Source organism: Geodermatophilus sp. URMC 61 (assembly GCF_052931555.1).
In genome coordinates this window covers 929,654-946,855 of record NZ_JBRFHZ010000002.1, presented here as the reverse complement: position 1 = coordinate 946,855, position 17,202 = coordinate 929,654, and the positions used below count along the sequence as shown (strand labels likewise).

At 75.8% G+C, this 17,202-nt stretch carries 17 protein-coding genes; 1 reads left to right on the top strand and 16 read right to left on the bottom strand.

Annotation, left to right across the window (positions count from 1 at the left end; translation table 11 throughout):
- Positions 1 to 187: 187 nt before the first annotated feature.
- The 13 genes from lgt to ACU610_RS04380 all read right to left on the bottom strand — a co-directional run bounded on the left by lgt (position 188) and on the right by ACU610_RS04380 (position 14,284).
- Entirely contained in the window at positions 188 to 1,159 is a 972-nt protein-coding gene (gene lgt / locus ACU610_RS04440) for a prolipoprotein diacylglyceryl transferase (RefSeq protein WP_446766509.1), read from the bottom strand.
- A gap of 73 nt (positions 1,160 to 1,232) precedes the next feature.
- Entirely contained in the window at positions 1,233 to 2,030 is a 798-nt protein-coding gene (trpA, locus tag ACU610_RS04435) for a tryptophan synthase subunit alpha (protein WP_446766508.1), read from the bottom strand.
- Entirely contained in the window at positions 2,027 to 3,403 is a 1,377-nt protein-coding gene (trpB, locus tag ACU610_RS04430) for a tryptophan synthase subunit beta (protein WP_446766507.1), read from the bottom strand. Before trpB ends, trpA begins: the two co-directional genes overlap by 4 nt.
- A gap of 226 nt (positions 3,404 to 3,629) precedes the next feature.
- Complete coding sequence (gene trpC, locus ACU610_RS04425; RefSeq protein ID WP_446766506.1) at positions 3,630 to 4,439, bottom strand: indole-3-glycerol phosphate synthase TrpC; 810 nt, start codon at positions 4,437 to 4,439, stop codon at positions 3,630 to 3,632.
- 179 nt (positions 4,440 to 4,618) lie between these two features.
- Positions 4,619 to 5,221, bottom strand: coding sequence for a TIGR02234 family membrane protein (locus tag ACU610_RS04420; RefSeq protein WP_446766505.1), 603 nt, complete (start codon positions 5,219 to 5,221; stop codon positions 4,619 to 4,621).
- Positions 5,222 to 5,264: 43 nt separating this feature from the next.
- Positions 5,265 to 6,761, bottom strand: coding sequence for an anthranilate synthase component I (locus ACU610_RS04415; protein ID WP_446766504.1), 1,497 nt, complete (start codon positions 6,759 to 6,761; stop codon positions 5,265 to 5,267).
- Entirely contained in the window at positions 6,748 to 7,122 is a 375-nt protein-coding gene (hisI, locus tag ACU610_RS04410) for a phosphoribosyl-AMP cyclohydrolase (RefSeq protein ID WP_446766503.1), read from the bottom strand. The genes ACU610_RS04415 and hisI overlap by 14 nt, the downstream gene beginning before the upstream one ends.
- 36 nt (positions 7,123 to 7,158) lie before the next feature.
- On the bottom strand, positions 7,159 to 7,821 hold the full coding sequence (locus ACU610_RS04405) for a hypothetical protein (protein WP_446766502.1): 663 nt from the start codon (positions 7,819 to 7,821) through the stop codon (positions 7,159 to 7,161).
- Between the two features lie 16 nt (positions 7,822 to 7,837).
- Entirely contained in the window at positions 7,838 to 9,490 is a 1,653-nt protein-coding gene (locus ACU610_RS04400; protein ID WP_446766501.1) for an FAD-binding dehydrogenase, read from the bottom strand.
- A gap of 10 nt (positions 9,491 to 9,500) precedes the next feature.
- Positions 9,501 to 10,004, bottom strand: a complete 504-nt coding sequence (locus tag ACU610_RS04395) for a hypothetical protein (RefSeq protein WP_446766500.1) — start codon at positions 10,002 to 10,004, stop codon at positions 9,501 to 9,503.
- 45 nt (positions 10,005 to 10,049) lie between these two features.
- Positions 10,050 to 10,499: a hypothetical protein gene (locus ACU610_RS04390; protein WP_446766499.1), complete on the bottom strand. Its 450-nt coding sequence runs from the start codon at positions 10,497 to 10,499 to the stop codon at positions 10,050 to 10,052.
- 183 nt (positions 10,500 to 10,682) lie between these two features.
- Positions 10,683 to 12,512 carry an ABC transporter ATP-binding protein gene (locus ACU610_RS04385; protein ID WP_446766498.1) on the bottom strand — a complete coding sequence of 610 codons (1,830 nt, stop codon included), beginning with the start codon at positions 12,510 to 12,512 and terminating at the stop codon, positions 10,683 to 10,685.
- A complete protein-coding gene (locus ACU610_RS04380) occupies positions 12,509 to 14,284 on the bottom strand; it encodes an ABC transporter ATP-binding protein (protein WP_446766497.1) in 1,776 nt (591 codons plus the stop codon). The genes ACU610_RS04385 and ACU610_RS04380 overlap by 4 nt, the downstream gene beginning before the upstream one ends.
- 104 nt (positions 14,285 to 14,388) lie before the next feature.
- Between ACU610_RS04380 and ACU610_RS04375 the strand changes: the two genes are divergently transcribed.
- Positions 14,389 to 15,006: a TIGR03085 family metal-binding protein gene (locus ACU610_RS04375; protein WP_446766496.1), complete on the top strand. Its 618-nt coding sequence runs from the start codon at positions 14,389 to 14,391 to the stop codon at positions 15,004 to 15,006.
- Positions 15,007 to 15,058: 52 nt separating this feature from the next.
- On the opposite strand, the gene ACU610_RS04370 is transcribed toward ACU610_RS04375, so the two are convergent.
- From ACU610_RS04370 to ACU610_RS04360, 3 genes are all read right to left on the bottom strand, one after another.
- Positions 15,059 to 15,913 carry a class II glutamine amidotransferase gene (locus ACU610_RS04370; RefSeq protein WP_446766495.1) on the bottom strand — a complete coding sequence of 285 codons (855 nt, stop codon included), beginning with the start codon at positions 15,911 to 15,913 and terminating at the stop codon, positions 15,059 to 15,061.
- A gap of 69 nt (positions 15,914 to 15,982) precedes the next feature.
- Positions 15,983 to 16,777, bottom strand: a complete 795-nt coding sequence (gene hisF / locus ACU610_RS04365) for an imidazole glycerol phosphate synthase subunit HisF (protein WP_446766494.1) — start codon at positions 16,775 to 16,777, stop codon at positions 15,983 to 15,985.
- The gene (locus ACU610_RS04360; protein WP_446766493.1) at positions 16,774 to 17,166 is read right to left on the bottom strand and encodes a RidA family protein; all 393 of its coding nucleotides are present in this window, start codon (positions 17,164 to 17,166) and stop codon (positions 16,774 to 16,776) included. The genes hisF and ACU610_RS04360 overlap by 4 nt, the downstream gene beginning before the upstream one ends.
- Positions 17,167 to 17,202 lie beyond the last annotated feature (36 nt).

Genomic DNA, 17,202 nt, shown 5'->3' with positions numbered 1-17,202 from the left:
GGACCCCCCGGGCCGACCCGGCTGGCGAGCTCCGGGGATGGTGCCTCGGAGCGGTCGTCCGCGGGGCGGCGCTGGCCCGGTTCCGACTCGTGCGACCCCGCCAGGATCACTGGGGGGCCTTGGCAGAAGGGTACACAGCCGTAACCCGGATCTCGTACGCCCGAACCCCGGGAACGGCGCGTCGTCCTCAGGCGCCGGGATGTCGCGGGTCGCCGTCCCCACCTGGGTCTTCGCCGTCGCGGGACTCCGCGGCGGTCGCGGCGGCCGCGGAGGCGGGTCCCGCCCGGTGGCCGCCGGCCGGCGTGGTGTCACCGGCGTCACGTCCCCGGGTGATCACCTCGCGGGGTCGGCCCCGCTGCCAGACCAGGTAGGCGACCGCGAGCAGACCCACGAAGACGGCGGTGAAGACGTTGAGCCGGACGCCGAAGAAGGTCTCCGCGGGGTCGGTGCGCAGCAGCTCGATCCAGAGCCGGCCGGCGCAGTAGAGGGCCACGTAGAGCGCGAACGCGCGCCCGTGGCTGAGCCGGAAGCGCCGGTCGGCCCAGACCACGACCGCCGCCGCGGCCAGGTTCCACAGCAGCTCGTAGAGGAAGGTCGGGTGGAAGGTGCCGAGCACCAGGGGCTGGCCGTCGGGGCCGACGACGGCCTGGGTGCCGGTCCAGTCGTAGACCGTCAGCGCCCAGGGCAGGTCGGTGGCGCGGCCGTAGAGCTCGTTGTTGAACCAGTTGCCCAGCCGGCCGATGGCCTGGGCGACGAGCAGCCCGGGAGCCAGGGCGTCGGCGAAGGCCGGCAGCGGGATGCCACGGCGGCGGCAGGCGATCCAGGCGCCGACGCCGCCCAGGGCGATCGCCCCCCAGATGCCGAGGCCGCCCTCCCAGATGGCGAGGGCCCGCAGCGGGTCGCCGCCCTCGCCGAAGTAGGGCCGGGGGCTGCTGATGACGTGGTACAGCCGGCCGCCGACGATGCCGAACGGCACCGCCCAGACGGCGATGTCCAGGACCTCGCCCTTCGCCCCGCCCCGGGCGACCCAGCGGCGCTCGGTGATCACGACCGCCGCGACGATGCCGGCGATGATGCACAGCGCGTAGGCCCGGAGGGGCAGTGGTCCCAGCTCCCAGACGCCCTGCGTGGGGCTGGGGATCGCGGCGAGGGCGGTCACGCCTCCTCCTCGCTGGCGCTCGTCGGACGCGTGGCCGTCGGTGCTGTGCCCATGCGTGACCTCGCGAGCTCGGTCACGGGGCGGACACCGGACGGCGCACGCCCGCGGCGAGGTCCTCCGAGAGCCGGCGCACGCCCTCGGCGCCCCGGCCCTCGAGCAGCTCGCGCACGTAGGCCGACCCGACGATGACGCCGTCGGCGAAGCCGGCGACCTCGGCGGCCTGGTCACCGTTGGAGACGCCCAGGCCCACGCACACCGGCAGCTCGGTGACCTCGCGGGTGCGGGCGACCAGGCGCTCCGCGGCGTCGCCGACGGTGGCCCGGGTGCCGGTGACGCCCATGGTGGAGGCGGCGTAGACGAACCCGCGGCAGGCCGCGGTGGTCGTGGCCAGGCGTGCGTCGGTGGACGACGGCGCGACCAGGAACACCCGGTCGAGGTCGTGCGCCTCCGACGCGGCCAGCCACGCCCCGGCCTCGTCGGGGATGAGGTCCGGCGTGATGGCCCCCGCTCCCCCGGCTGCGGCCAGGTCGGCGGCGAACCGCTCGACGCCGTAGCGCTCGATCGGGTTCCAGTAGCTCATGACGACCGGCACCGCACCGGTCGCGGCGACCGCCTCGACGGCGCGCAGCACGTCGCGCATGCCGACGCCCGCGCGCACCGCCGGGTCGACGGCCTGCTGGATGACCGGGCCGTCCATGCCGGGGTCGCTGTAGGGGACGCCGACCTCGACGACGTCGGCCCCGCCGCCGACCGCCGCGACCATGGCCGCGATGGAGGCGTCGACGTCCGGGTACCCCACCGGGAGGTAGGCGACCAGCGCCGAGCGCCCCTCCGCCCTGGCCTTGGCGATGGTGTCCTGCAGGTGGCTCACGCCGACTCCCCCGCGTCCTGCCCGGCGACCGCGTCGCCGGAGGTGACCGCGCCCTCGGTGGGCTGCTGGTCGGTGTCCATGCCGGCGCCGGGCTCGACGTGCTCGCGGTCGCCGAGGCCGAACCAGCGCGACGCCGTCTCGACGTCCTTGTCGCCGCGGCCGGAGAGGTTGACCAGCAGCAGTGGAGGCTCGTCCCCGCGCCTCCCGGCCCCGCGCGACCCCAGCTCCCTGCCCAGGGTGATCGCCCCGGCCAGGGCGTGCGCCGACTCGATCGCCGGGATGATGCCCTCGGTGCGACAGAGCAGCGCGAAGGCCTCCATGGCCTCGGCGTCGGTGACCGCCCGGTACTCGGCCCGGCCGATGTCGTGCAGGTGGGAGTGCTCCGGGCCGACGCCCGGGTAGTCCAGGCCAGCGCTGATCGAGTGCGACTCGATGGTCTGGCCGTTCTCGTCCTGCAGCAGGTAGGAGCGGGCGCCGTGCAGCACCCCCGGCGTCCCGCCGGTGATGGTGGCCGCGTGCCGCCCGGTCTCCACCCCGTCCCCGCCGGCCTCCAGCCCCACCAGGCGGACGCCGTCGTCCGGGACGAAGGCGGTGAAGATGCCGATGGCGTTGGAGCCGCCGCCCACGCAGGCCAGGACGGCGTCGGGCAGCCGGCCGACCCGCTCGAGCAGCTGGGCGCGCGCCTCGTCACCGATGACCCGCTGGAAGTCGCGGACCATCTCCGGGAACGGGTGCGGGCCGGCGACGGTGCCGAACACGTAGTTCGTCGTCTCGACGTTGGTGACCCAGTCGCGGAACGCCTCGTTGATCGCGTCCTTGAGGGTGCGCGAGCCGGTGGTGACCGGGACGACCTCGGCGCCGAGCAGCCGCATGCGGGCGACGTTGAGCGCCTGGCGGCGGGTGTCCTCCTCGCCCATGTAGATCGTGCAGGACAGCCCCATGAGCGCCGCCGCCGTGGCGGTCGCGACGCCGTGCTGCCCGGCCCCCGTCTCGGCGATGACCCGCTGCTTGCCGATCCGCCTGGTCAGCAGCGCCTGGCCCAGCACGTTGTTGATCTTGTGGGAGCCGGTGTGGTTGAGGTCCTCGCGCTTGAGCCAGATGCGCGCTCCGCCGGCGTGCTCGGCGAACCTCGGCACCTCGGTGATCGGGCTCGGCCGGCCGGTGTAGTCGCGCTGCAGCGCGGCGAACTCCTCGAGGAAGGCCGGGTCGACGCGCATCGCGCGGTAGGCCTCGGTCAGCTCGTCGAGCGCGGCGATCAACGCCTCGGGCACGAACCGGCCACCGAAGACCCCGAAGTGGCCCGTGGCGTCGGGCCAGCTCGGGCGCGCCGGCTCGAGTCGCGTTTCCGGCGGGGAGACGGCGCTCGTGGTCATGCCCCCAGTGTCCCGCGTGTCAGCCCCGTACCGGTGCAGGGGGTTGCCGAACCGGCGGTTCGGCCCTCCTGCAGAGGCCACCGCGAGCCCCGGTCGGCCTTCCTGCAGGGCCCGCCGCGAGCCTGCGAGCGGTGGGGGGCAGGGAGGTCCTTCCCGGGGGGCAGAAGAAGGACCCCGTCCTCCTCACCCCTCGCAAGCTCGGGGCGAGCCTCGGGACGGGGCCTGGTCAGCGGGGGGTGCGCGGGGTGGCCGGGTGCGCCCCGGCCGTGACCAGGTCGGCGACCGCCTGGCGGGCGTCGCCGGCGGTCACCAGGCCCTCGCCCACGAGGACGGCGTCGGCGCCGGCCGCGGCGTAGGAGATCAGGTCGTGCGGCCCGCGGACGCCGGACTCGGCGACCTTCACGACCTCCGACGGCAGCCCCGGCGCGATCCGCTCGAACGTGGAGCGGTCGACCTGCAGCGTGGTCAGGTCGCGGGCGTTGACGCCGATGACCGCGGCGCCGGCGGCGAGGGCGCGGTCGGCCTCGGCCTCGGTGTGCACCTCGACCAGCGCGGTCATGCCGAGCGACTCGACCCGCTCCAGCAGGCCGACGAGCGCGTTCTGCTCCAGCGCGGCGACGATCAGCAGGACGACGTCGGCCCCGTGGGCGCGCGCCTCGTGCACCTGGTAGCTGGTGACGACGAAGTCCTTGCACAGCACCGGGACGTCGACGGCCGCCCGAACGGCGGCGAGGTCGGCCTGGCCGCCCCCGAAGCGGCGCCGCTCGGTGAGCACGCTGATCACCCGGGCGCCGCCGTCGGCGTACTGCCGGGCCAGCACCGCGGGGTCGGGGATGTCGGCGAGCGCACCCTTGGAGGGGCTCTGCCGCTTCACCTCGGCGATGACGCCGACACCCGGTGCGCGCAGGGCCGTCAGGGCGTCGAGGGGCGGGCGGGCGTCCCGAGCGGCGGCCTTGACCTCCGCCAGCGGGGTGGTCGCCTCGCGTGCCGCCAGGTCCTCACGGACGCCGGCGACGATCTCGTCGAGTACGGACACGAGTCCCTCCCCGCTGCTGCTCGTCAACCGCCCACCGGGTTCCGGAGACCACCCACCGGGCGTGGCCCCGGCCGGGCCCCGATCCGTGGACCAACTCTAGAGGCGGCCGACCGCCCGGCTGCCCGCGGGGGCGGGTGGACACCCCGGACGGGGGTGTGGATCGGGCGGTCCCCGGGTAATCAGCGTCGTTCCGCTGGCCCCTCGGTGGGGTCCTCGCCGCGGTCGAGCGCGCGCCAGGCGTCGAGCGCGCGGTCCTCGTCGGTCTGCCGGCGGGCGGGGGCCGCGGCCGCCGCCCGCTCGTACCGGCGCCCCATGTCCGGCCAGGTGTGGCCGCGGAGCACGGTGAGCAGGCCCGCGGCCACGGCGAGCAGCCCCGCGACGAGGGCGAGCACCGGCCAGGCGGCCGACAGCACGGTGGTTCCCGTGCTGCCCGGCGTCCCACTGCCGAGCACGCTCGCGGCCGCGGCGTCCCCTCCGGCGACCAGGGTCCGCAGGCCCGACCAGCCGAGCACTCCCCCGGCGACGGCGGCCAGCAGCCCGACCAGCACCCGCCCGGCGCCCCGGACGGCGACCAGCGCCACCGCGGCCGCCAGCAGCACCAGCCCGCCGGCCGGTACCAGCGGCGCGAGCTCCGAGCCGGTCAGCTGCTCGGTGACCGGCGGCAGGGGCTCGGGGCGTGCCACGGTCGCGGTGAGCCACGTCTGGCCGCCGGTGGACAGCGCCAGACCCCCGCCCACGGCGAGGCCGACGACGGCAGCGGCCATCTCGCGGCGGTCGCTCACGGTCCGTCTCCGCCCCGCGGAGCCGGCCGGACGACAGGGCGGCTCACGGGAGCTCCCGCATCCCCTCTGCCGTCGCGATCGCCGAGAGCACCGCGCGCGCCTTGTGCCGGGTCTCGGCCTCCTCGGTGGCCGGGTCGCTGTCGGCGACGACGCCCGCGCCGGCCTGCACGTAGGCGCGGCCCTGGTGCAGCACCGCCGTCCGGATGGCGATGGCCATGTCGAGGTCGCCGCTGGCGTCGACGTAGCCGACGGTGCCGGCGTAGAGCGCGCGCCGGGTGGGCTCCAGCGACTCGATGATCGCCATCGCGCTCGGCTTGGGCGCCCCGGAGACGGTGCCGGCCGGGAAGGTCGCGTCGAAGACGTCGAGGGCGTCCCACTGCGGGGCGACCTCGCCGGCCACGGTCGACACCAGGTGCATGACGTGGCTGTAGTGCTCGACCCGCATGAAGTCGGGCACCTCGACCGTGCCGGGGACGCAGACCCGTCCGAGGTCGTTGCGGGCCAGGTCGACCAGCATCACGTGCTCGGCGCGTTCCTTGGGGTCGGCGAGCAGGCCCTCGGCCAGCCGCACGTCCTCCTCGGGGGTCGCGCCCCGCGGGCGGGTGCCGGCCGGCGGGTGGACGACGGCCGAGCTGCTGGTCACGGTGACCAGCGCCTCCGGCGAGGAGCCGACGACGTCGAACGGCGACTCCCGCCCGGCGAAGCGCAGCAGGTACATGTACGGCGAGGGGTTGGTCGCCCGCAGCACCCGGTAGAGGTCCAGGGCCTCGACCTCGGTCGGCATCTCGAAACGCTGCGAGAGCACCACCTGGAAGGCGTCGCCGGCCCGGATGTGCTCGCGCACGCGCTCCACGCCGTCCTCGAAGACCCCGGGCGCCATGTTGCTCTGCACCATCGGCGGCGCGGCCGTGGCGAAGGTGGCCACCCCGGGCGGCGCGGCCTTGGCCAGGTCGGCGGCCATCGCGTCCAGCCGGGTCACCGCGTCGTCGTAGCCCTCCGCCCCGCGCACCGCGTTCGCGATCAGCAGCACGGTGCCGTCGTGGTGGTCCAGCACCGCCAGGTCGGTGACCAGCATGAGCGCGAGCTCGGGCATGCCGAGGTCGTCGACGCTGGTGACCGGCAGCCGCTCCAGCCGCCGGACCACGTCGTAGCCGAGGTAGCCGACCAGGCCGCCGGTCAGCCGGGGCAGGTCCGGACGGCGCGGCGAGCGCAGCCGGCGGGCCAGCGTGCGGACGGCGGCCAGCGGGTCCGCGGGCAGGTCGTCGGTGAGGCCGGCGAGCGGCTCCCCCAGCCACAGCGCGACGCCGTCCCGCTCGGTGAGCACCCCGGCGCTGCGGACGCCCACGAAGCTGTACCGGCTCCACTGCTTGCCCTGCTCGGCGGACTCCAGCAGCACCGTGCCCGGACGGTTGCCGGCGAGCTTGCGGTAGATGCCGACCGCCGTCTCGCCGTCGGCCAGCAGCCGCCGGGTGACCGGGACCATCGGCTGATCGAGCGCCGCGAACTCCTCCCGCGACGGGCTGGTCTCACCGAGCCGCACGGGTGACCTCCAGCGGGCGGTGGAAGCAGGAGCGCTCGCCGGTGTGGCAGGCCGGCCCCTCCTGGTCGACGAGGACCAGCAGGGCGTCGCCGTCGCAGTCCAGTCGGACGTCGCGGACCCACTGGCGGTGCCCGGAGGTCTCCCCCTTCACCCAGTACTCGCGCCGGCTGCGCGACCAGTAGGTGGCCCGGCCGGTGGTCAGGGTGCGGCGCAGCGCCTCGTCGTCCATCCAGGCGACCATGAGCACCTCGCCGGTGTCGTGCTGCTGGACGACGGCGGCGACCAGCCCGGCGGGGTCGCGGCGCAGTAGTGCGGCGACCGCGGGGTCCAGGGCGGACTCGGCGGCGGGGACGGCGGACATGCGCCCGATCGTCCCACCCGCCGCCGACCGGCCGGATCACCGGTGCGGCGTCGTCCCCCCGTCGGGAGGGGCGAACCAGGCCTGCGCGGGCCGGCCCACCGACAACCCCAGGGCGACGGCCGGCGCGGCGGCGAAGCCGAGCACGAGGACGGCCAGCACACCGGCCCCCTGGTCGAGCACGGGGAGCAGCCGCACCGCCCAGTAGGCGGCCAGCGCCAGCTGCAGGGCGCCCGCGGCCACCAGGGTCCAGCGGGCGAGGGGGCGGCGGCTGGTCAACGCCAGGATCCCCGCGGTGCCCAGCAGGACCACCGAGGCCAGCTGGACGAGGGAGAGCACCCTCGCCTCGGCGGCCAGCGCCGCGCCGTCGGCCGGGAACCCGGGCTCGCCCGCGGCCATCGAGAACACCGTGCCCAGCAGCTGCAGGTAGGCGGTCGCGAGGGCCACGCCGGCGGCCTGGGCGAAGGCGAGCACCGCGGCCGCGACCACCTGTCCGGGCCGCTGCGGCCGGGCGGGGGCCGGTGGCCAGGGCGGTGGCCAGGACAGCGGCCAGGGCGGTGGCCACGCCGTCCCCCCGTACGGGGCCGCGGGGGGCCAGCCGGTGGCGGGCCGGTACGGCACCGTCGGCGGCGGCCCGGCGTAGGGGGCGCCGGGCTCGGTCTCCGTCGTCGGGTCCGACCAGGGGCTGGGCTGCGTGCTCACCGGGTCATCCGTCCGCTCACAGCGCGGCCGCGAGCGCGCGGCCGGTCACCCGGCCGCTGAACAGGCAGCCGCCGAGGAAGGTGCCCTCCAGCGAGCGGTAGCCGTGCATGCCGCCCCCGCCGAAGCCCGCCACCTCGCCCGCGGCGTAGAGGCCGGGGAAGACCGCGCCGCCGGGCTGCAGCACGCGCCCGGAGAGGTCGGTCTCCAGCCCGCCGAGGGTCTTGCGGGTGATCAGGTTGAGCCGGACGGCGATCAGCGGGCCGGCCTCGGGGTCGAGCAGCCGGTGCGGCGGGGCCACGCGGATGAGCTTGTCGCCGAGGTAGCTGCGGGCGCCGCGGATCGCGGTGATCTGCAGGTCCTTGGTGAAGGGGTGGGCGACCTCGCGGTCGCGGGCGACGACCTCGCGCTCGACGTCGGCCAGCCGCAGCTCCGGAGTGCCGCCGGTGACCCGGTTCATCCCGGCGACCAGCTGGGGCAGGGTGCGGGCGACGACGAAGTCCTCCCCCTTGTCGAGGAAGGCCTGGACCGGGGCGGCGACGCCGGCGCGGGCCCGGTTGAGCAGCAGCTTGACGTCCTTGCCCGTGAGGTCGGGGTTTTGCTCGGAGCCCGACAGCGCGAACTCCTTCTCCACGATCTTGTGCGTGGCGACGAACCAGGTGTGCTCGTAGCCGGTCTGTCCGATGTGGGCCAGCGTGCCGAGGGTGTCGAAGCCGGGGAACAGCGGCACCGGCAGCCGCCTGCCGGTCGCGTCGAGCCACAGCGAGGAGGGCCCGGGCAGGATCCGGATGCCGTGCCGCTGCCAGACCGGCGAGTGGTTGGCGATGCCCTCGGTGTAGTGCCACATGCGGTCGCGGTTGATCAGGTTCGCGCCGGCGGCCTCGGTGACCTGGAGCATCCGGCCGTCGACGTGCGCCGGGACGCCGGAGAGGAGTCGCTGCGGCGCGGGGCCGAGGCGGGCGGGCCAGTTCTGCCGCACCAGGTCGTGGTTGCCGCCGATCCCGCCGGAGGTGACGACGACGGCCTGCGCGGACACCTCGAACTCCCCGGCCGGCGTGCGGGAGCTGGCCTCGCCGCGGGGCACGTCGCTGGGCTCCAGGACCGTGCCGCGGACGCCGGTGACCGCGCCACCGCTGACGACGAGCTCGTCGACGCGGTGCCGGAACAGCAGCCGCAGCGCCCCGCGGTCGGCGGCGGCCCGGACCCGGCGGGCGAAGGGCTCGACGATGCCCGGGCCGGTGCCCCAGACGATGTGGAAGCGCGGCACGGAGTTGCCGTGACCGGTGGCGGTGTACCCACCGCGCTCGGCCCAGCCGACCACCGGGAAGAACCGGATGCCCTGCTCGCGCAGCCACGCCCGCTTCTCCCCCGCGGCGAACTGCAGGTAGGCCTCCGCCCACCGGCGCGGCCAGTGGTCCTCCTCGCGGTCGAAGGAGGCGGTGCCGAACCAGTCCTGCCGGGCCAGCTCGAGCGAGTCGTGCACCCGCAGCCGCCGCTGCTCGGGCGAGTCGACGAGGAACAGCCCGCCGAAGGACCACCAGGCCTGCCCACCCAGGGACTGCTCGGGCTCCTGGTCGAGCAGCACCACGCGCTTGCCCGCATCGACCAGTTCCGCGGCGGCGACCAGCCCGGCCAGCCCCGCCCCCACCACAACGACGTCGGTGTCGGTCACGGAACGAACGCTAGCGGGTGCGCTGTGTCCGGCGGCCCTGGTCAGGCGGTCGCGTCACCCGTGCGCGGCGCGTCCACTCCCGGACCGGGCGGCGCACGGCGAGCACCAGGCAGCCGAGCGGCCCGACGAGCAGCAGCAGCGTCTGACCGACCACCGCACCCAGGCCCAGGGCGCCGAACAGGACGGCGGTGCCCAGCAGGCCGAGCAGCAGGACGACGCTGACGGCGGCCAGCAGCAGCAACGCCCGCGCCCGCCCGAGGATGACGAGCACCGCGCCGGCCAGGGCCAGCACGGCCAGCACCACGGGGGCGACGACGAACCAGGGCGTCGCCACCTCCGGGGCGCGGAGCAGCCAGGCCAGCCACAGGTACTCGGCGGCGACCAGGAGGCCGAAGACGGCGGCGAACGGGGCGAGGACCGGCCGTCCGGCCGGCCTCGGCGGGGGCGGCTGCTGGCGGGGCGCCGCCCGCGGCGAGCGACGCGTCGCCACCCGGCTGCGGGAGGAGGACGCCATGGCCGGCAGCGTAGGTCGGCCACCTGTGCGCCGGCGGGACGGGAGTCAGCGGGTGCGGCGCGGCCGTGCGGCCACCCAGCGGCGCACCCGCGTGGTGGCCGCCAGGACCGCGGCGAGCACCGGGGCGACCAGCAGCAGCAGCGGCAGGCTCGGGTTGCCGGCGTCCGCGGTGCCGGTGGCCGCCCAGACGACCGCACCGGCCAGCAGCGCGACCGGGACGACAGCCAGGACCAGCAGCAGCCAGCTGCGGCGCGTCAGCAGCCCTGTCGCGCCGAGGACCTGCACCACCGGCGCGGCGAGCAGCAGATAGGTCCACGGGTCGGGTCCGGCGTCGGCGGCGAGCCCGCCGAGCGCCACGGCGACGACGGCGAGGAAGAGCGTGGGCAGCGCCCCGACGAGACCGAGGACGCCGGCGGTGAGCGCGAGCGGTGGCATGCGCGCGTCCGGCGGCGGGAGGTCGGCTGCCGGACGGCCTCGGTCGCGGGGTGTGGCCACGTCCGCAGGCTAGGCCCCACGGGGGCCGCTCAGCGGCTCCGGCCGTCCTCCCCGCGGTCGGCGTCCCCGTGCTGCAGCACGAGGACGGCGACCGCAGCGCCGGGACGGCGGTCGCAGCCGGCCCGCGGGACGTCGGTCGCCCGTGACGCCGTGTCAGGCGTTCCCGGCGATGACGACGGCGCGTCAGGCCGTCGGCTGGGGCTCCGCCGCCGAGGACCGGCGCCAGGAGGCGTGCAGCCGCGCGTAGGGACCCTCGGCGTCCACCAGCTCGGCGTGCGAGCCGCGCTGGACCACCCGGCCGGCGTCGACGACGAGGACCTCGTCGGCCCGCTCGGCGGTGGAGAGCCGGTGGGCGATGGTGAGCGTCGTCCGCCCGTTGGTCAGCCGGTCGAGCGCGTGCGTGAGGCGGCGCTCGGTGGCCGGGTCGACGGCGCTGGTGGCCTCGTCGAGCACCAGCAGGTCGGGGTCGGCGACGTAGGCGCGGGCGACGGCGACCAGCTGCCGCTCCCCCGCCGACAGCGACTCGCCGCGCTGGCCGACCCGCGTGGCCACGCCGTCGGCCAGCCCGGCCACCCAGTCGCCCAGCCCCAGCTCCTCGAAGGCGGCGCGCACGTCGGCGTCGGAGAGCCCCGGCCGGCCGTAGCGCACGTTGTCGGCGACGGTCGCGTCGAACAGGTAGCCGTCCTGCGGCACCATCACCACCCGCTGGCGCAGCGAGGCGAACGCGACCCGGTCCAGGGGCACCCAGCCGGCGCCGTCGTCGCCGAGCAGCACGCGGCCCCCGGTGGGGTCCATCAGGCGGGTGACGAGCTTGGCGAACGTCGTCTTGCCCGAGCCGGTCTCGCCCACGATGGCGACGCGGCGGCGCGGCGCGATCTCCAGGTCGACGTCCTCCAGCGCCGCCCGCGCCCCGGGCGCGTAGCGGAAGGTCACGTGCTCGAACCACACGCCCAGCGGCGTGTGCGGCAGCTCCCGCGCCGTCGTAGGGTCGGCGACGGCCGGGTCGCGGACGTCGGGCTCGGTCTCCAGGACGTCGAGCACCCGGCGGAACCCGGCGACGGCGTTCTGGGCCTCGTTGAGCACCTCGCTGGCCGTCTGCACCGGCGCGACGAAGAGCGTGACCAGGAACAGGAACGCGACCAGGGTGCCGGGGGTGAGGTCGCCGTCCAGGCCGAGCAGGACGCCGCCCACGACCACCGCGACGTTGGCGACGGCGGCCACGAACTCGCCGCTGACGAAGACCGACGCGGTGACCTGCTGGGCCTTCACCTGCGCCCGGTAGTGCCGGTGGATGGCGCGGTCGAGGCGGGCGGCGGTGCGCTCGCGGATGCCGTAGGCCCGCACCGTCGAGGCGCCGACGACGGACTCCGACACCGCGGCCAGGACGTCGCCGACCCGCTCGCGCACGACGCCGTAGACGACGGCCAGCCGGGCGGCGAAGAAGCGCACGGCGATCGCCAGCGGCACGAAGCACAGCAGCACGACGAGCGTCAGCTGCCAGGAGTAGACCGCCATGACGACGGTGGCCACCAGCAGCTGGCCGAGGCTGACCACGCCCAGCACGCCGCCCCACTGCATGAAGGTGGACAGCTGGTCGACGTCACTGGTGACCCGGGAGACCAGCGAGCCGCGGCGCTGCCCCTGCTGGTGCAGCACCGAGAGGTCGTGCACGTGCCGGAACGCCTGCGCGCGCAGCCCGGCCAGCGCGGTCTCCGTCGTCCGGAACAGCCGGACGTTCATCCGGTAGACCGCCACGACGGTCAGCAGAACGACGACGGCGCAGAGCAGCACGACGGTGCGGACGAGGTCGAGGTCCGGGCCGCCGGGGCCGGTCAGGCCGCGGTCGATGACCTGCTGGACGGCGATCGGCACGACCACCCGCCCCGCGGTGGCGACCAGGGCGAGGGCGAAGGTGGCCGGCAGGCCGCGGCGGAACTCCGGCATCATCCGCAGGCCGCGGCGCAGGGTGGCGAAGGCCCCCTCCTCGCGGTGCTCGGCGATCGCGGTGCTCACGCCGCCACCTCCGTCTGCGCGTAGGCCCGCACCAGCGCGGCGTACCCGGGCACCTCGGCCAGCAGCCGCTCGTGGCTGCCGCGGGCGAGCACCCGGCCGCCCTCGAGCCAGACGACCTCGTCGGCCAGCGCGATGGTGGCCTGCCGGTAGGCGACCACGACCACGGTCGAGGGCCGGTCGGCCGAGCGCAGCGCGTCGAGGATGCGGGCCTCGACGGCGGGGTCGACGGCGCTGGTCGCGTCGTCGAGCACCAGCAGCCGCGGACGGCGCACCACCGCGCGGGCCAGCGCGATCCGCTGCCGCTGACCGCCGGACAGGGTCGCGCCGCGCTCGCCGACGCGGGTGTCGAGGCCCTCGGGCAGCCGGCGCACGACGTCGTCGACGGCGGCGACCCGCAGCGCCGCCCACACCTCGTCGTCGGGGACGTCGGCGCCGAGGGTGACGTTGCCACGCACCGTGTCGTCGAAGAGGAAGGTGCCCTGCGGCACGAAGGCCGCCTGGGTGCTGACCTCCCCCTCGCGCAGCGCGCGCAGGTCGACCCCGTCGAGCAGCACCTCGCCGGTGCCGGGGTCGACCAGCCGGACGAGCAGCCCGGCCAGCGTCGACTTGCCCGAGCCGGTCGGCCCGACGACGGCGACCGTGCTGCCCGGCGCGACGTCGAAGGTGACGCCCGACAGCGTGGGGCGGGCCGCGCCGTCGAAGCCGTAGTCGACCCCGCGCACGCCCAGCCCCGCACCGCCGGTGCCGGCGACGGCGACCTCGGTGCCGTGCGGCGTCTCGCCGGTCGCGTCGAGCACCGGCGTCACCCGGTCGAAGCCGGCCAGGGCGCGCGGCAGGTCGGCCAGCACCCAGCCGATGGCGCGGATCGGCAGCGCCAGCAGCGTGAACAGGTAGGCGATGGAGACCAGGTCGCCGGCGTCGGTGGCACCGTCGGCGACGCGGCCGGCGCCGATGAGCAGCACGGCCAGGGTGCCGAGGTTGGGCAGCGCCTCCATCAGCGGGTCGAACAGCCCGCGCACCCGGCCGACGGCGACCAGCCCGTCGCGCAGCTCCTCGGCGCGCTCGGTGAACCGGCGGGTCTCGACGTCCTCCCGACCGAGGGTCTTCACGACCAGGGCGGCGTCGAAGCTCTCGTGCGCGATCTCGCTGACCTCGGCGCGCAGCTGCTGGGCCCGGCGCATCCGCGGGCTCATCGCCTGCGAGTAGACGGCGTTGAGCACGAAGACCAGCGGGAAGACCACCAGGCCGACCAGCGCCAGCCACGGGTCGGTGACGACCAGGGCGACCACGGTGATGCCGATCATCACGACCGCGCCGCAGGCGAAGGGCAGCGGCGCCACGAAGAACCAGGCCGCCTCGACGTCGGAGTTGGCGTTGGACAGCAGCTGCCCCGTCGGGTGCCGCTGGTGCCACGACAGCGGCAGCCGCAGGTACTGGCCGGTCACCCGGCGGCGGTACTCGGCCTGCAGCCGGTAGCCCATGACGCCGGCGAACAGCCGCCGGCCGAGGATGCCGAGGATCTTCAGGAAGGCGACGCCGAGGATGGCGGCCGCGGCGAGGGTCAGGGCGCCGGCCGAGGTGACGCCGTGGTCCAGGGCCGGGAGGACGACGCGGTCGGTGACCTCGCCGAGCACGTAGGCGCTGGCCACGGTCATCCCGCCGTAGAGGGTGCTGGCGAGGAAGGCCAGCGTGAACATGCCGGGCTGCTCGGCGATCGCGCGCCCGATGTGGCGCATCCCTCGCCGCACGACGGCGTCTCGGCGGCGGGGCACAGGTCTCCTCGGTGGTCGTGCGGGGCGGCGTCTGCGACTGTACTTAGACGCGCTAAGGGCCCGCGCGCTGTTTCCCGGGCCCGCCCCGTCGGTAACCCCGCCCGGTGACCTCCTCTTCCCGGCCGCTGGCCGCGCGCGAGCGCGCGGCGCTCGCCGACCTCCTCGAGGGGCTGGGACCCTCCGCGCCCACCCGCTGCGAGGGCTGGACGACGGCCCACCTGGCCGCGCACCTGGTCGCCCGGGACCGCCGTCCGGACGCCATGCCCGGCTTCGCCCTGGAGACCACGCCGGTCGGCCGGCCGTTCGCCGCCTGGGCCCACCGCGTGGAGGACCGCCTGCGCGCCGGCACCCCCTACGCCGACCTGGTGGCCCGCGTGCGCTCCGGGCCGCCGCGGTGGCTGCCCACCGCGTGGCCACCGGTGGCCGCGGTGGTCGACACGGCGGAGTACGCCATCCACCACGAGGACGTCCGCCGGGCCCAGCCGGGCTGGGCGCCCCGCGCGCTGCCCCGGGAGGTGCAGGACCAGCTGTGGGGCAACGTCGTGTTCTTCGGCCGGGTCGCCGCCGGCGGGGTGCCGGGGGCGCTGGTGCTGCGCCGCAGCGACGTGCCGGGGGTGGAACGGCACTACGGCAGCGGCACGCCGGAGACGGTGGTGGAGGGCGAGCCGCTGGAGCTGCTGCTGTGGGCCAGCGGGCGCAGGGACGTCGCCCGCGTCGAGTAGAGGCCCCCTGCCACTCCCGGGCTCGCGGCGGGCCCTGCAGGGGCCACCGGGCCTACCCCGTGGCCGAGGGGGCGACGGCCACCGGGCGGCGCGGCTCGAACGGGAGCTCCTGCACCGTCTCGTCCACGACCAGCGCGGTGGCCACGGGCACCTCCCGCCACACCCCGGGCAGGTCCACCAGCGGTTCGGAGACGACGGCCCGGGCGTTGTCCGGGAAGTGGGCGAACCGCTCGCTGGACGGGTACAGCGCGCGCAGCGACTCCACGTCCTCGCTGACGAACAGGGAGTTCACCACCGGGCCGCTGGCGTACCGGGCCGCGTAGAGCCTGCTGCCGTCGGTCAGACCGACCGTCATCTGGACGGGCTCGGGCACACCCGCCGCCTCCGCGACCTCCTCCACGAAGCCCGCCATCGCCTCCAGGCCGGCCACCGGGTCGTCCTGCAACCCGAAGGTCAGGGCCAGGTGGAACATCAGCTCGGAGTCCGTGGTGCCGACGATGTTGCCGAACAGGTCCGGCCGGACGGCCAGCAGCAGCTCCCGCCGCAGCCGGGCGTGCTCGTTGATGTACCCGTTGTGCACGAACAACCAGTTCCGGTACCGGAAGGGGTGGCAGTTGGTCTGCTGCACCGGCGCTCCGGTCCCCGCCCGGACGTGGGCCAGGAAGAGGCGGGACGAGATCTCGCTCGCCAGCTCGAGCAGGTTCTCGTCGCCCCAGGCCGGCGCGGTGGTCCGGAACAGGGCCGGCACCTCCCGGCGTCCGTACCACCCCAGCCCGGACCCGTCGCCGTTGGGCAGCGGCATGTCCGGAGCGTGTCGGCGGCTCTGCTCGATCAGCGACCGCTCCGGGTCGTACAGCAGCTCGCGGGGCGTGATCGGGTCCCCGACGTAACCCAGCCAGCGACACACGGCGCCTCCCCGGGTCGAGGAACTCCGAGGAGGGTCCCACGGCCGCCCGGGGCGGGTCGACCGCCGCGGTCAGGCCATCGGGTGGTCGGTCTCCCGGCGGACCGGGACGCCGGCGTCGCCGAGGGCGGCCTTGACGTCGCCGATCCGCAGCTTGCCGAAGTGGAAGACGGTGGCGGCGAGCACCGCGTCGGCGCCGGCCTCGACCGCGGGCGGGAAGTGCGCGGTCTCCCCCGCGCCGCCGCTGGCGATGACCGGCACGGTGACCTCCCGGCGCACCGCGCGGATCAGCTCGAGGTCGAAGCCGGCCTCGGTGCCGTCGGCGTCCATCGAGTTGAGCAGCACCTCACCCACGCCGAGTTCGGCGGCCTGCACGACCCACTCGACGGCGTCCCGGCCGGTGCCGCGCCGTCCGCCGTGCGTGGTGATCTCGAACCCGGAGTCGGTGACCGCACCGTCACGGGTCCGGCGGGCGTCGAGGGAGAGCACGAGCACCTGGTTGCCGAACCGGTCGCTGATCTCGCTGATCAGCTCCGGGCGGGCGACGGCGGCGGTGTTGACCGCGACCTTGTCCGCGCCGGCCCGCAGCAGCCGGTCGACGTCGGTCACCGAGCGCACCCCGCCGCCGACGGTCAGCGGGATGAACACGCTCTCCGCGGTGCGGCGGACGACGTCGTAGGTGGTCTCGCGGTCGCCGGAGCTGGCGGTGATGTCGAGGAAGGTCAGCTCGTCGGCGCCCTCGGCGTCGTAGACGCGGGCCATCTCCACCGGGTCACCGGCGTCCCGCAGGTCGATGAAGTTCACGCCCTTGACCACCCGGCCGGCGTCGACGTCCAGGCACGGGATCACGCGCACGGCCAGGCTCATGCCGGGGTCCTCCGCACGGCGTCGGCCTCGATCTCGACCAGCATGGCCGGGTCGATCAGCGCGGCGACCTGCACCATCGAGGTGGCCGGCCGGATGTCGCCGAAGACCTCGCCGTGCGCGCGGCCGACCTCCTCCCAGCGGGAGATGTCGGTGACGAACATCCGGGTGCGGACGACGTCGGCGACGGTGAACCCGGCCCGCTCCAGCGCCTCGGAGAGGTTGGCCAGGGCCTGGCGGGTCTGCGCGCCGGCGTCCCCGGGGTGGACGACGGCGCCGTCGACGGTGGCCGTCGTGCCGCTGACCCACGCCATGTCGCCGTGGACGACGACGCGGCTGTAGCCGACGACCGCCTCCCAGGGTGTGTCGGAGCCGAAGCGGACCACGCTCACGCCTCCTCCTCGCCGGCGCTCGTCGGCCGCGTTCGC